The organism is Phormidium tenue FACHB-1052 (genome assembly GCF_014696675.1).
Classification (GTDB): Bacteria; Cyanobacteriota; Cyanobacteriia; order Phormidesmidales; family Phormidesmidaceae; genus Nodosilinea; species Nodosilinea tenuis_A.
Genome location: NZ_JACJQN010000002.1, coordinates 225296 through 238765 on the forward strand (window position 1 = coordinate 225296; position 13470 = coordinate 238765).

Below are 13470 nucleotides of genomic sequence, written 5' to 3' on the forward strand. Positions count from 1 at the left end.
TGGTTAGAGCTACTGGGCTGCTCTCTACCCCTGAGAGAAGGCCCTGCCCCATTCCTATTGCTGTGCTGACTGGCCACCCGGGCACCCTGTAGAGATGACCCCCAACCTGGATTTTTAGGAGACCCTTAGTGCTATTTGACGCCTACGACCCCGGCGACTTTTTTGACGAACTGTTTTTAAGCCAGGGCCAGCCTCGCCCCGAAGCCGAGCTGCTGGTGCGGCGGGTCAACGCCATGTCGTTGGTAGAGCTACAGCAGCGGCAAAAAGCAGTGCAAAACGCTTTATTTAAGCTAGGTGTCACCTTTAATGTCTACAACGACAACCAGGGCACCGAGCGCATCTTTCCCTTCGATGTGATTCCGCGCATCGTGCCGGGGCACGAATGGGAATGGATTGAAAAGGGCCTCAAGCAACGGATCTACGCGATCAACTGCTTTATCCACGACGTTTACAACGATCAGAAGATTCTCAACGATGGCGTGATTCCGCGCCATGTGGTGGAGTCGGCCCCTGGATTTCTCAAACCCTGCATGGGCCTCAACCCACCCAATAATATCTGGTGCCACATCACCGGCACTGACCTGGTGCGCGACAAAGACGGCACCTGGTACGTGCTTGAAGACAACATGCGCTGCCCCTCGGGCGTCTCCTACGTGCTCGAAAACCGGCGGGTGATGAAAAACACCTTTCCCCACCTGTTTGCGGCGATGGATATTGCGGCGGTGGACGACTACGCTAGCCAGCTGCTCGAAACCCTGTTGAACCTGGTGCCCGAGACGCTGATTAACCCTCGGGTGGCGGTGCTTTCTCCCGGCATGTACAACTCGGCCTACTTTGAGCATTCCTTTTTGGCCCAGCAGATGGGGGCCGAACTGGTGGAAGGACGCGACCTGGTAGTGTCGGACGGCTACCTGAAAATGCGCACCACTAAGGGTCTGGAGCGGGTCGACGTGGTGTATCGCCGCATCGACGATGACTTTATCGATCCCCTGGCCTTTCGGCCTGACTCGCTGCTGGGGGTACCGGGGCTGATGGAGGTGTATCGGTCTGGGCGGGTGGCCTTGGCTAACGCCCTGGGGACTGGGGTAGCTGACGACAAGCTGGTCTATGCCTATGTGCCCGAGATGATTCGCTACTACCTCGATGAAGACCAGCTGATTCCTAACGTGCCGACCTATCTGTGCGAAGACGCTACCCAGCAGGCTCACGTTCTCGATAATTTAGACCAGCTAGTGGTGAAGGCCACCAATGCTTCTGGCGGCTATGGCATGTTGGTTGGCCCCCACGCCAGCGCTGAGGAGCGGGCTGAGTTTGGCGATCGCATTCGCGCCAACCCCCGAGGCTATATCGCTCAACCCACCCTCTGCCTCTCGCGGGTACCTACCCTGATTGACGGCAGCTTTGAGGGCTGCCACGTCGATCTCCGGCCCTACATTCTCTACGGCCAGGACATCTACGTAAACCCCGGTGGTCTCACCCGAGTCGCCCTACAGCGCGGCTCTCTAGTAGTCAATTCTTCCCAGGGCGGCGGTAGCAAAGATACCTGGGTGGTGAAATCCATTGATCCTAACGCCAAATTGCCCATCCAGCTCGGAGGAGTGCCTGTGTAGGCGAGTGAAGACGTAGAAGAGCCTCACGCCTAAACCCCCTACCCTCCCACTCCCTACCCCCTACCCTCCCACTCCCTACCCCCCTCACCCCCATGCTCAGCCGCGTCGCCGATTCGATCTACTGGCTAAACCGCTACGTGGAGCGGGCCGAAAACGTGGCCCGCTTTGTGGACGTAAATCTGAACCTGCTGCTGGATGCTCCTCCTGGCATGGAGCAACAGTGGGAGCCTCTGGTCAGAACTACCGGTGATCAGGCGTTGTTTAAGGCCCGCTATGAAGATGCCTCGGCGGAGAATATTCTAAGATTTCTCACTTTCGATCGCGAGTACCCCAACTCGATCATCTCCTGCCTCAGGTCGGCTAGGGAAAACGCGCGATCGGTGCGCGAGATAATTTCTTCAGAAATGTGGGAGCAGGTAAACTCGTTTTACCTAATGGTGAATGAGGCCGCCGATGGCGGGCTGCTGTCAGAGCTGCACAACTTTTTTCCGGAAGTCAAGATGGCCAGTCACCTGTTCGCTGGGGTGATGGATGCCACCATGGCCCACACCGAGGGCTGGCATTTTGGTCAACTGGGGCGACTGCTGGAGCGGGCCGACAAAACCGCTCGCATTCTCGATGTGAAGTACTACATTTTGCTGCCCTCGGTGACCGACGTGGGCTCGCCCCTAGATGACTTGCAGTGGATTGCCCTGCTGAAGTCGGCCAGCGCCTACGAGATGTACCGCAAATGCCAGTACCGCATTACCCCGCGCGGGGTGACGGAGTTTTTGATTCTCAATCGGGAGTTTCCCCGCTCCATTCAGTTTTGCCTGATCGAGGCGGAGCGATCGCTCCATCAGATCTCCGGCACCTCAATGGGTACCTGGCGCACTGGCAGCGATCGTGCCCTTGGCCGCCTGCGCTCTGAACTTGACTACCTCACCATTGACGAAATCACCCAGCGGGGCCTGCACGAGTTTCTTGACGATCTGCAAACCCGGCTCAACACCGTCGGCGAGCAAGTATTCTCTGACTTTTTTGCCCTAAAGCCAGCTTCACTGCCCTAGCGCACTATCACCAGCAGCAGGCTCAGCAACAGTAGCCCGCCCAGTGCCATGAGCCCCGGATGGTTGCGCAGCCAAAACTTTATTTGCTGACCGAACGCAGGGGCGGGCAGCGCCAGATCTTCAGCCGGCTTGACCGAGCGATAGAGGGTGCAGGTTGTGGCCTGGGGGCGTTGGGGAAAGTTGCAGGTGTCGTCGGCGTCGTAGAGGCAGGTGGTGCAGAGAGCCTCATCCCCCTGGGTGCGGTGCAGCGTCATACCGGGGTGGCCGTGGGCCTTGAGCGTCAGATGGCAACGGGGGCACTGAATTGTGGTGGGTTCGATCGGGGCTTGGCAGCGGGGGCACGAAAGCATAGCAACGGCGGCAACATCATACCGTCAACAACATGGCCGTATGCTAGCGCAGGCCAACGCCGATAAGGCGGCGAAACAGGCGGTACCCAACCCGCACCCAGTCCAACATAAAGTAGGGCATTCGCAGGCCCAGGGGGCGAAAAAAAGGCCGATAGATCCACCAGTAGGCCCGTTTGACGTCCTGCCAAGCGCGATCAGGTGCTAAATTCAAGAAATCTGACACATCAACTACCACCCCGCGCCCTTCGTGCTGCATTACGTTGCGCCCGTGGACGTCGTGGGGAAACAGCCCTCGCTGGCGGGCGTAGGCTAAGGCGGCATCGATGTCTCGAATTACCTGGGGCGGAATGTCAAGGCCCCGGTGCAGTGAGTCGTATAGGTTCACTCCGGGCAGTCGCCTCAAAATTAAAAAGGGAGTTTCACTGAAGTAGCACTGCGAAAAGGCAGGATGCTCGCCCAGACGGCGATAGACGTCCACCTCGGCCTCAATGCCCGGTCGGCCCGGAGCATAGACTTTGACGACCTGATTGGGATGGTCGGGGTGGGCAAAAACGGCAGCATAGTTGCCAGTTCCTAGACAGCTCCAGGGTGCTGGCAGCCGACGCACTACGACCGGATCGCAGGGGTCGATACTCTCTAGGTGTAAGTTTGGCAGTAGCTCTTCGCGAACGCGATTTACTAGCGCCTGAATCGGATCCAGCATGAGGTGAAATAAATTTGCCAGTTAGGGGGAAGGGTAGCGCCGCACCTGGTATTCGCGGGCATCGATCATGCGGTAGGAGAAATTTACGGCGGCGTCAAACTGCTTTTCGATCGCCTCTAAATCGGCTTGAGGAATGGCCTTCCACTGCTCGCGAGTTTGCCAGCGCACGACATATACTACCTGGTCAAGCAAATCGGGCGAAATCCACACTTCCTTGGAGATAAAGCCGGGATACTGGCTCAGGGCAGTCGTCCAAATCTCGTTGTCGAGGCGAACAAAAGTTTCACGGTTTTCGGGATCGACCGCAAAGGTGAGCCATTCAATCACCATCAGGATGCTTCCTCCATCAGACGTGCAATCCGTTCTTCAAAGTAAGCCTGCTGGGCACCGAGCACCCGCGCCAGCACCAGCCCTTCTCGATAGGCAGCCAGGGCCGATGGGGTGGCCCCTAGCTGCTCGTGCACCTGGCCTAGCTGGTCGTAGGCGGCCATCATGCCGTAGGCGCTGTGGGCCTGCTGCTCTACTAACAAGAGCTGTTCATAGAGGTAGCCTACATCGGTCCAGCGGCCAAGGGTTTTGTAGATCTCGGCCAGGTCGTTAATGGCGATCGCGGCAACTTCGAGCTGCTGCTGCTCGATCGCATTGGTGTAGGCAATTTGGTACTGGCGGGAGGCGGTGTCGAGATCGCCTAGGGCGCGGTAGTTGTTGGCCACTTGGTGCTGGAGGGGCGCAATTTGCGGCCAGAGGGTTTCGTCGCTTTGGTATAGGGTGAGCAGGCGCTGCTGTAGGGCGATCGCTCCAGCAAAATCCTGGGCCTGCTCCAGATTTTTGGCCTGGAGTCCCAGGTAGCGAATCTCGTCCTCGAGGTTGCCGGCGGTTTGAGCCAGGACGACCAGCTCACCATAAACCTGGGCCGCCTCAGGGAAATAAAACCAATCGGCCCGTAGCACCGCCAGAGCATCGAGCTGGCGGCGCTGCTCAGCGCCATTGCCCTCAACCACAGCAGCATCGGCCAGGTCGCGGCGAATTTCGGCGGCGGCATCGACAGCCCCCAGTATCTCGTAGGTGGCGGCCATGCCTTCAAGACGCTCGCTGTCGTTCGGCAGCGCCAGGTCGGCGCGAATCTCGTCGAGGCGCACGGCGTAGAGCTGTAGGTCAGGAGTGGCGTTGCGATCGCGCAGCACCTGTCCGACCCGCTCAATGGCGGCGAGCTCGGCGTCAATGCCCAGCAGGCGGCGCAGACGAATCTCCCGTCGCCAGAGCAGACGAGCCGCCTCTAACTCTCCCGCTGCGTCTAGGGCGACGGCCTCTAGGGCCAGCTGGTCAAGCTCTTGCTCCAGGGCGTAGAGCTCCAGCGGGCTAAGGGGGCGAGGCACCGTGGGCCTCGGCGGCAGCAGCGGGTCGAGGGGGTTGTCTTGCAGCGGGTCGGCCAGAAAAGGAAAACGAATTTCCGGGCGCAGCGCCTGGGCCAGCGCCAGCGGGGTAGTGCCAAGGGTGAGGGCGATCGCCACAGAAAGACTGCCCAATAAGCGACTGAGCGGCCTGTCGATCGGTAAAAAACGAGGTGCAAAAAACTGGCGAGGCAACGGTTTTTCCCAAGCTGCTCACCCATCATAAACGCCGTCAACCCCCTAATGTGACAACCCCGTAACATCTCTAGAAGGCTCACCCTAGAGGGAGCCGCATCCTGTAATCTGAAGATTCGGTAGCGATTTAACCGCCCTACCCATAGCGCTGCCCAAACGGTCGAAGACCGGTTGCCTCGTCCGTCGATCGGGATGGCTGTTTGGCCCACAATTGCCTAAGCCGATCTCCCCAGGATCCTGACGTAAATGGCGGTTGTTGTAGCGCCGTTACTAACCCTTTGCAAGCTTTTTTAGACCATGCAATCCACCGCATCCCCCACCGTTTCGACTTCCCGGCGCACCGTTCGCATCGTGTCTCGCAAGAGCCAGCTGGCGCTGATTCAAACCCACTGGGTGCGGGATGAGTTGCAGCGGCACTTCCCCGATCTCGCCTTTGAAATTGTCACCATGGAGACCCAGGGCGACAAGGTGCTCGACGTGTCGCTCTCCAAAATTGGCGACAAGGGCCTGTTTACCCAAGAGTTGGAAGACACCATGCTGCGGGGCGACAGCGATTTTGCCGTGCACTCCCTCAAAGACCTGCCCACCCGTCTACCCGAGGGTCTAATGCTGGGCTGCGTCACCCACCGCGAAGACCCCGCCGATGCCCTAGTCGTCCACGAGAAGAATAAGGACAAAACCCTGGCCACCCTGCCTGAAGGCGCGGTGATTGGCACCTCTTCCCTACGGCGGCTGGCCCAGCTGCGCCACCACTATCCCCACCTCACCTTCAAAGACATTCGCGGCAACCTCAACACTCGCCTGCGCAAGCTCGATGAAGGCGGCTACGACGGCATTATTCTGGCGGTAGCTGGTCTACAGCGCATGGATATGGGCGATCGCATCCACGAAATTCTTCCCGCTGAAATCTCTCTCCACGCCGTAGGGCAGGGTGCCCTGGGCATCGAGTGCCGCACTGGCGATGAGGAAATCCTCAAGCTGCTGAGCGTGCTCTCCCACGAGCCCACCACCGCCCGCTGTCTGGCCGAACGCGCCTTTTTGCGAGAGCTAGAGGGGGGCTGTCAGGTGCCCATCGGGGTGAATACAGACCTAGTGGGCGACACTCTAACCCTCACCGGGCTCGTCGCCAGCCTCGACGGCCAGCGGGTGATTAAGAACGTCGTGCAGGGGCCAGCGGCTGAGGCCGAAGCGTTGGGCGAACAGCTTGCCCAGCATTTGCGGGCCGAAGGGGCTCAGGCGATTTTAGACGAAATCAACGCCACCAACCGTTCCTAGGTGAGCTGCGATCGCCTCCCAAGACGAAAGTCTGACCGTCGCGGTCTGCCAACTCGCTGAGAGAATAATCAAATGCTTAGTCGGCTGGCATCAGCTTGAGGTAGCCAGGGGGCCAATTTGAAAAGCGGCCCCATTTACCCAGCAGAACTAAAGAAAAGCCTAAAATCTCCACAAAGCGGCCTCTGCATCTGGCCAAAGAGATAAATCATCGGTCACAATAAGCTCAAGATTGGCCGGATGCGTGCCCCCGACTCGTCTTCCTCCGTGTCCAGGCTTGGTATAACACGATGTCAATTTCCTCCCTCCCTCGGCTCCTGTCTCTGGTGCAGCCTTCTATCCTGGCCTTTGTTCCCCTTGCGTTTGCCGCTGTGGCCGCTGAGGCAACCTTGGCCGCTACACCACTAACTGAGTTTGAAGACAGCCCTAAGGTTGTTATTGATGAAGCCTGGCAAATTATCAATCGCGAGTACGTAGACGACAGCTTTAACCAAGTCGATTGGCAAGCCCTGCGCCAAGACCTGCTCGGGCGAGAATACACCTCTAAAGAGGCGGCTTATGGCGCATTGCGGGCTGCTTTGCAGCAGCTCGATGACCCCTACACCCGGTTCCTCTCGCCGACAGAATACGCTGACCTCACCGAGCAGACCTCTGGCGAAGCCTCGGGAATTGGCGTGCGGCTAGAGCGCAACAGCCAGACCGGGGCAGTGGCGGTGACGAGTGTGGCCCCAGGTTCGCCAGCCGAGGCATCTGGGATTGTGACGGGCGATCGCATTCTGCTAGTTGATGGCCAAAGCACCGAGCGACTCACCGCCGAGGGCGTGCTGCAACAGCTGCGGGGCAACGAGGGTTCACAGGTAACCCTTACCGTTTCTAGCGACGGCGGCGCTCCCCGCACCGTAATCATGACCCGCGCTCGAATGGATCTGCCTACCGTTGAATACTCCCAAAAAACGGTGGGTGGTCGCCCCATTGGCTACATTCGGTTGATTGAGTTCAACGCCAACGCCGCTACGCAGATGGCCGACGCGATTGGCAGCCTGACCGAGGCTGGGGTCGAAGGGTTTGTGCTTGACCTGCGCGGTAACCCTGGCGGACTGCTGATGGCCAGCGTCGATATCAGCCGCATGTGGCTACAGCACGGTCAAATTGTGCGCACCCTCGATCGCGACGGCAACGACGAAGCGATTGCGGCCAACCGCACCGCCCTCACCGATCTACCGCTGACCGTACTGGTCGATAGCCGTTCGGCCAGCTCCAGCGAGATACTAACTGGGGCCCTGCGCGACAACGATCGCGCCACGGTGGTGGGCAACACCACCTACGGCAAAGCCCTGGTGCAGTCGCTCCATGGGCTCACCGATGGCTCTGGTCTGACTGTGACCGTGGCTCACTACTACACACCCGATGGCACCGACATCAGCAGCCGGGGCATTACCCCCGATGTCGAGGTGGGCTTGAGCGATCGCCAGCGCCGCGAGCTGTTTAGCAACCCCGCCCTGCTCGGCACCGATGCCGACACCCAATACCTCCGCGCCGCCGAGGTGCTGGAGCAAACCATTCTTGCCAGCCAAACGCGACCTACCACCACTGGCGCTAGTCGTTTGGGTCTCATCAACCCGGCTGAGTGATGGCTAATGCAACTGTATAGGGCGGGCGGGTGCAGGATTTGCGCCCGCCCGTTCTCGTTTTAGAATCGTCCGGCTTAGAGACGCCCGGCGTAGGCGGTCACTGGCTCTTTGATAAAGCGAACGTAGAGGTGCTTGAAGGTGGACTTCACCACCCGAGGCAGGCCAAAGTCGATAGGCATGAGTTCGGTGGGCAGCTGCCAGTCGGTCACCCGCAGATCATCCGGGGTGAGTAGCGGGAAAGCCAACTCCTCCCAATCGGGACAGACTCCCAGCCGCATCGACTGGGCCACTGTGGGCACCGCCAGCGGATCGCCCCCCAGCACGGTGACCATGGCGCGATCGAGGGCAAACACGTTAGCAGATGCCCCTAGCACGCCTAAATCTCTGGGCTCCCCGCCGCTGGGGCCATTGCCCTCGTGGCCCACAATGCCATCCACAATGGTCAGCTCAGGGTCGATCAGCCGCGCCGTCTCTACCAGCATGGTGCCAAAGCGCTGCACGTCTTTGCCCGCCTCCATGTGCCACCAGGCCTTCATTTTGCCGGGCACGCAGCCAAACAGGTTTTTGACGCCCAATGTGAGGGTGAGCTGCACGTGGGACTTAACCTTGGGTAGGTTGATCACCACGTCGGCCTCCATCACTTCTTTGGAGAGGCGCAGATGGTCAAACTCAGGGTTGTCGGTGGGGTAGCGATCGCTGTGCAGCTCTACGATTGGCAGCCCGAGTTCCTGAGCCAGGGGCAGCAGGCCGTTGGCCTTGGCCACCCCTCGGGCGCTGCCAAAGGCGGGGCTATCGCCCAAAAAGGGCTGGCCCCCAGCGGCCATGACCTGCTGGGCCACGGCGTAAATCAGCTCAGGCCGGGTAGTACATTCTTTAGTGGGGCGAGCGCTGGTCAGCAGATTGGGCTTTAGCAGCACGCGATCGCCCGGTTTAACAAAGGCCGCCATGCCACCGAGGGGCGCGAGTAGCTGAGTGAGCGATCGCTCCAGTTCGGCCCTCTGGTAAGACTGAGCGCGCATCAAACTGACTGGCACCACCATGGCACTCTCCCGGAATAAATGGTCTGATTGGAGAATAACGCGGAACCGAAGCGCCGCGCACTACTGTCTGCCAACCATTCCCTGTGAGGACTTTACTATGCTCAGCCTGTGGGCCAAAACCAGCGGCACCTGGATTAACGTCGCCACCATTCTGCTGGGCACAACGTTGGGACTCATGCTGCGCAGCCGCTTGCCCAAATCGATGCAGCAGATTATCACCCAGGCCGTGGGGCTGATGACCCTGGTTATGGGGGTCTCCATGGCCAGCAACCTGTCTGATATCGACGCTGGCCCCATCGATGGCATCATTCTGGCGCTGCTGGTGATGGCGATGGGGGGGATGCTGGGCGAATGGTGGCAGATTGAGAAACGCCTCTCGGTATTGGGCGACTGGCTTAAGGCTAGGGTGCGAGGCGGAGGCCGCTTCACAGAAGGGTTTGTGGCAGCTAGCCTGTTGTTTTGCATTGGCCCCATGGCCATTGTCGGCAGCCTCAACAACGGCCTGTCAGGCGACAACGCTCTGCTCACGCTGAAGTCTACGATGGATGGGCTGGCAGCGATCGCCCTCACCGGCACTTATGGCGTTGGCGTGGGCTTTTCCGCCCTCAGCGTGCTGGGGGTGCAGGGGGCTCTGTCGCTGTTATCCAGCCTGTTAGGGACTATTCTGGCCGACCCAACCACGAGTCCTCAAGTATTGCTAATTACCGGTACCGGCGGGCTGATGATTGTGGGCATTGGCCTGAATCTGCTCGAAATTGGCCAGGTGAGGGTGGCCTCGTTTTTGCCCGCGCTGCTGCTGTGCCCCGTGGCGATCGCCCTCGCCCAGCGTCTATAGCAGTCGTTGAATAAATCGGCTCCAACAACAATGCCGGGCTGTATCACTACAACCCGGCATTATTGAATCAATCCATAGGGATTTAATGCGGATGGCGAGACTCGAACTCGCACAGCGTAAGCCACACGCCCCTCAAGCGTGCGTGTCTACCGATTCCACCACATCCGCTGGTGTATGAACGGTGCTAAATGGATGCAACTGAGGGAATGTTGGCCCCAGCACCAGCTCAGATATATAAGAGTAAACCATAATGTGCCCCTTGTCAGAGCACATCGACCGCAATATTTGTTGCGCTGGCTGCGTGATAGAATCAGCGACCGTCGTCATCGTATGATGCTGAGGATGGTCGGTTGCGGCAGTGGGCTGGGGTTGCTTAGCTGGGCTGCTACCCCACAACTCCATGGTCTGTTGCTATTTGCCCTACGTACATGCGCTTTTCCAAGATTTTGATTGCTAACCGGGGAGAAATCGCGCTGCGTATCCTCCGCACCTGCGAAGAAATGGGTATAGCGACCGTTGCGGTTCACTCCACCGTCGATCGCCACGCCCTCCACGTGCAGCTGGCCGATGAAGCGGTGTGCATTGGCGAGGCCCCTAGCCAAAAAAGCTACCTCAACATTCCCAACATTATTGCTGCCGCCCTCACTCGCAACGCCAGTGCCATTCACCCCGGCTATGGCTTTTTAGCCGAAAACGCCCGCTTTGCCGAAATCTGCGCCGACCACCAGATTGTCTTTGTTGGCCCCTCCCCCGACTCCATTCGCCGGATGGGTGACAAATCGACCGCGAAAGACACCATGCAAAAGGTGGGGGTGCCCACGGTGCCCGGCAGCGGCGGCCTACTTACCGACGAAGCCGAAGCCTATGCCGTCGCCAGCGAGATTGGTTACCCAGTGATGATCAAAGCCACTGCCGGGGGCGGCGGGCGCGGCATGCGCTTGGTTAACAACGAGTCCGAGCTGGTCAAGGCCTTCATGGCCGCCCAGGGTGAGGCCCAGGCCGCTTTTGGCAACTCTGGCGTGTACATGGAAAAGTTTATCGATCGCCCCCGGCACATTGAGTTTCAGATTTTGGCCGATAGCTACGGCAACGTAGTGCATCTGGGTGAACGCGACTGCTCGATTCAGCGGCGGCACCAAAAGCTGCTCGAAGAGGCCCCGAGCCCTCGCCTCACGACCGATCAGCGCGAAAAAATGGGGGCAGCGGCGGTGTTGGCGGCCCAGTCGATCAACTACGTCGGAGCGGGCACCGTCGAGTTCCTGGTCGATAGCCAGGGCAATTTCTACTTCATGGAAATGAATACCCGCATTCAGGTTGAGCATCCCGTCACCGAGATGATCACCGGCATTGACCTGATTGCCGCCCAGCTCACCATTGCCCAGGGCGAGAAGCTGCCCTTTACCCAGTCAGAGATTCAGATTCGCGGCCATGCGATCGAGTGCCGCATCAATGCCGAAGACCCCGACCACAACTTTCGCCCCAACCCTGGGCGCATCAGCGGCTATCTCGCTCCCGGCGGCATGGGCGTGCGGATGGATTCCCACGTCTACACCGACTACGAAATTCCGCCCTACTACGATTCGCTAGTGGGCAAGCTAATTGTTTGGGGGCCAGATCGCCCCACCGCTATTCGCCGCATGCGCCGCGCCCTGCGGGAGTGCGCTATCACTGGCCTGCCCACCACCATCGGCTTCCACCAAAAGGTGCTAGAGAACGCCAACTTTCTCAGCGGTGACGTGTACACCAACTTTGTCGCCGAAATGATGGCAATCAAATAAGTCCAACTGTAAATGCTGTGTTGGCATGTTGCCAACACAGCATCCCATTGCCTATCCCAGCATTCGCAATAGCCCCTGCTGTCCGACTAAAATTTCTCGCAGCAGGGTGACGATACCCACCCAGATGACTGGGGCAATATCGACGCCGCCAATGGGTTGAACCAGCTTGCGCATGGGCACCAGCAAGGGCTCCGTAGGCCAAGCGATGAGCGAAAAGGGCAGCTTAGACAGGTCGGCCTGGGGATACCAGGTCAGCACAATGCGAAAGATAAACAGCAGGGTCATGAGTCCCAACAGTAGGCTCACACCTATATTCAACACCTGGGTGGTGGCCACGGGTTAACCCTCCAAAATAGGCCGTTGTTGTAGATGTCATTCTAAAGCCTTCCTCGGCTGATTCTCTAGGCTCTGGCGGCTTTGGCTGAGGTGTGGGAGCCATGGCTGCTGGTGAGGCGATCGCATTTCTCGGCCAGCGCTCTGATGAGGCGAGCGTGGTTGGGCAATAATGATCAATAATGGTCAATAACAATTCGGTTTCAATCGTTAATCAGGATCAAAAGATATGACATCGTCTTTAGCCAACTTCTTGCTGAGCCTGCTAGCTGGTGCCGTGATTATCGTTGTTCCCGCTACGGCTTTCCTCTTGTTTGTGAGCCAGCGTGACAAGATTCAGCGCCAGTAGTCTCAGAGGGCTGTGCCCGCTGGCATAGGTCAGAGGGCACAACCTAGCAGACTTGCGGTCGGGAACCCTTGTGGTGTTCCCGATTTTTTCGTTAAGTCGGCTAGAATTGACGTGTTCGGTTGGCAGAGGCGATCGCCTAAGAGGAATTTGCCGTGAATTTTGGTACCCCCGTCCCCCTGCTGCTGGGCATCTTTTTGGTAATCAGTGGCGTAGCGTTGTTCTTCTTAGACCGGCTGAAGCCTGGTTACGAGCGCGATTCTGATAAGGTCTACGCAATTTTGTTCCTGCTGTCAGGGGTGTTTCTGCTTGGCAACCTGGGCATGGACGTCATCTCCTCCTTTCAGCAAATGCTGATGGCGGGCATGCTGGTGGCTCTGATGATTCAGAACATCAACTCCAGAACGCCGCTGGCCAAAACTGGTTTCCAAGGCGATGGTGGCGATTTTGGTGGCGGTGGCGGTTACCGCCCGCCCCGAGGCAGTCGCCCCCCAGCCTATGCTCCCGACAACCGCACAAACCTGCGCGCTGAACTAGACCGCCGCGATTACGGGCCTGCTGACCCCTACAGTCGGCCTCGGCCTATGCTTGAGGGGCGTGGTGAACCAACTGGGCGCCCTCCTTATACCCCCGACGTCTACGGCGATGGTCGCCCGATGCGCCGCGAAGATATCCCGACGGATCGGCCCATGGACGGTCGTCCCGTGGGCGATCGCCCGATGGATCGCCCTGTGGATGGTCGGCCCATGGGCGATGGCCCCGATGGCCCGCCTTACTACGACAGCAATCCCCGCCCTGGGGACGATCGCGTTCGTCGTCGCCGTCCTCCCAAAAACCGCAGCGAGTACAACGATCGATACCGGATTGATCCCGGCCCACAGCCACCTCGGCCCGATTATCGCCCCGATCGCGACCCGTTCTAGACGGGTGAACGACT

14 protein-coding genes and 1 tRNA gene are annotated in these 13470 nt (G+C 59.0%); 8 read left to right on the top strand and 7 right to left on the bottom strand.

Annotated elements, in window-relative coordinates:
• Nucleotides 1-128: 128 nt before the first annotated feature.
• Together H6G07_RS04900 and H6G07_RS04905 are read left to right on the top strand one after the other, a co-directional pair.
• Complete coding sequence (locus H6G07_RS04900; protein ID WP_073607287.1) at nt 129-1610, top strand: circularly permuted type 2 ATP-grasp protein; 1482 nt, start codon at nt 129-131, stop codon at nt 1608-1610.
• A 92-nt stretch (nt 1611-1702) separates the two neighbouring features.
• Complete coding sequence (locus H6G07_RS04905) at nt 1703-2659, top strand: alpha-E domain-containing protein (RefSeq protein ID WP_073607286.1); 957 nt, start codon at nt 1703-1705, stop codon at nt 2657-2659.
• Here the strand turns inward: H6G07_RS04905 and H6G07_RS04910 are convergent.
• Genes H6G07_RS04910 through H6G07_RS04925 form a run of 4 tightly spaced genes read right to left on the bottom strand, consistent with a single transcriptional unit; the run spans nt 2656 to nt 5238 of the window.
• Entirely contained in the window at nt 2656-3009 is a 354-nt protein-coding gene (locus H6G07_RS04910; protein WP_073607285.1) for a hypothetical protein, read from the bottom strand. The two genes, H6G07_RS04905 and H6G07_RS04910, sit on opposite strands and share 4 nt — an antisense overlap.
• A gap of 43 nt (nt 3010-3052) precedes the next feature.
• Nucleotides 3053-3712: a serine/threonine-protein kinase gene (locus H6G07_RS04915; RefSeq protein WP_073607284.1), complete on the bottom strand. Its 660-nt coding sequence runs from the start codon at nt 3710-3712 to the stop codon at nt 3053-3055.
• Between the two features lie 21 nt (nt 3713-3733).
• Nucleotides 3734-4042: a TIGR03792 family protein gene (locus H6G07_RS04920; protein ID WP_073607283.1), complete on the bottom strand. Its 309-nt coding sequence runs from the start codon at nt 4040-4042 to the stop codon at nt 3734-3736.
• Complete coding sequence (locus H6G07_RS04925; RefSeq protein WP_139296932.1) at nt 4042-5238, bottom strand: tetratricopeptide repeat protein; 1197 nt, start codon at nt 5236-5238, stop codon at nt 4042-4044. The genes H6G07_RS04920 and H6G07_RS04925 overlap by 1 nt, the downstream gene beginning before the upstream one ends.
• Before the next feature lie 357 nt (nt 5239-5595).
• Between H6G07_RS04925 and hemC the strand changes: the two genes are divergently transcribed.
• Together hemC and H6G07_RS04935 are read left to right on the top strand one after the other, a co-directional pair.
• The gene (gene hemC / locus H6G07_RS04930; protein ID WP_073607281.1) at nt 5596-6573 is read left to right on the top strand and encodes a hydroxymethylbilane synthase; all 978 of its coding nucleotides are present in this window, start codon (nt 5596-5598) and stop codon (nt 6571-6573) included.
• 287 nt (nt 6574-6860) lie between these two features.
• On the top strand, nt 6861-8201 hold the full coding sequence (locus H6G07_RS04935) for a S41 family peptidase (RefSeq protein WP_084172893.1): 1341 nt from the start codon (nt 6861-6863) through the stop codon (nt 8199-8201).
• A 74-nt stretch (nt 8202-8275) separates the two neighbouring features.
• Here the strand turns inward: H6G07_RS04935 and H6G07_RS04940 are convergent, their stop codons facing one another.
• Nucleotides 8276-9238, bottom strand: a complete 963-nt coding sequence (locus tag H6G07_RS04940; RefSeq protein WP_216277844.1) for an Npun_F2552 family protein — start codon at nt 9236-9238, stop codon at nt 8276-8278.
• A gap of 100 nt (nt 9239-9338) precedes the next feature.
• Between H6G07_RS04940 and H6G07_RS04945 the strand changes: the two genes are divergently transcribed.
• Complete coding sequence (locus H6G07_RS04945; protein ID WP_073607279.1) at nt 9339-10076, top strand: DUF554 domain-containing protein; 738 nt, start codon at nt 9339-9341, stop codon at nt 10074-10076.
• Between the two features lie 86 nt (nt 10077-10162).
• Here H6G07_RS04945 and H6G07_RS04950 read toward each other — a convergent pair.
• Nucleotides 10163-10244, bottom strand: a tRNA-Leu gene (locus H6G07_RS04950).
• 260 nt (nt 10245-10504) lie between these two features.
• Here H6G07_RS04950 and accC point away from each other — a divergent pair.
• Nucleotides 10505-11854, top strand: a complete 1350-nt coding sequence (accC, locus tag H6G07_RS04955) for an acetyl-CoA carboxylase biotin carboxylase subunit (RefSeq protein ID WP_073607278.1) — start codon at nt 10505-10507, stop codon at nt 11852-11854.
• A 51-nt stretch (nt 11855-11905) separates the two neighbouring features.
• On the opposite strand, the gene H6G07_RS04960 is transcribed toward accC, so the two are convergent.
• Complete coding sequence (locus tag H6G07_RS04960; RefSeq protein WP_073607277.1) at nt 11906-12190, bottom strand: YggT family protein; 285 nt, start codon at nt 12188-12190, stop codon at nt 11906-11908.
• Between the two features lie 226 nt (nt 12191-12416).
• Between H6G07_RS04960 and psbX the strand changes: the two genes are divergently transcribed.
• Both psbX and H6G07_RS26015 read left to right on the top strand, forming a co-directional pair.
• Nucleotides 12417-12536 (top strand): photosystem II reaction center X protein, encoded by a 120-nt coding sequence (psbX, locus tag H6G07_RS04965; protein ID WP_073607276.1) that lies wholly within the window; start codon nt 12417-12419, stop codon nt 12534-12536.
• A 152-nt stretch (nt 12537-12688) separates the two neighbouring features.
• The gene (locus H6G07_RS26015; protein WP_073607275.1) at nt 12689-13456 is read left to right on the top strand and encodes a Ycf66 family protein; all 768 of its coding nucleotides are present in this window, start codon (nt 12689-12691) and stop codon (nt 13454-13456) included.
• Nucleotides 13457-13470 lie beyond the last annotated feature (14 nt).

Coding starts and splice junctions, on each gene's coding strand:
- psbX (WP_073607276.1), top strand. CDS start 12,417: ATGACATCGTCTTTAGCCAACTTCTTGCTGAGCCTGCTAGCTGGTGCC.
- accC (WP_073607278.1), top strand. CDS start 10,505: ATGCGCTTTTCCAAGATTTTGATTGCTAACCGGGGAGAAATCGCGCTG.
- H6G07_RS04935 (WP_084172893.1), top strand. CDS start 6,861: ATGTCAATTTCCTCCCTCCCTCGGCTCCTGTCTCTGGTGCAGCCTTCT.
- H6G07_RS04945 (WP_073607279.1), top strand. CDS start 9,339: ATGCTCAGCCTGTGGGCCAAAACCAGCGGCACCTGGATTAACGTCGCC.
- hemC (WP_073607281.1), top strand. CDS start 5,596: ATGCAATCCACCGCATCCCCCACCGTTTCGACTTCCCGGCGCACCGTT.
- H6G07_RS04905 (WP_073607286.1), top strand. CDS start 1,703: ATGCTCAGCCGCGTCGCCGATTCGATCTACTGGCTAAACCGCTACGTG.
- H6G07_RS04910 (WP_073607285.1), bottom strand. CDS start 3,009: ATGCTTTCGTGCCCCCGCTGCCAAGCCCCGATCGAACCCACCACAATT.
- H6G07_RS04915 (WP_073607284.1), bottom strand. CDS start 3,712: ATGCTGGATCCGATTCAGGCGCTAGTAAATCGCGTTCGCGAAGAGCTA.
- H6G07_RS04920 (WP_073607283.1), bottom strand. CDS start 4,042: ATGGTGATTGAATGGCTCACCTTTGCGGTCGATCCCGAAAACCGTGAA.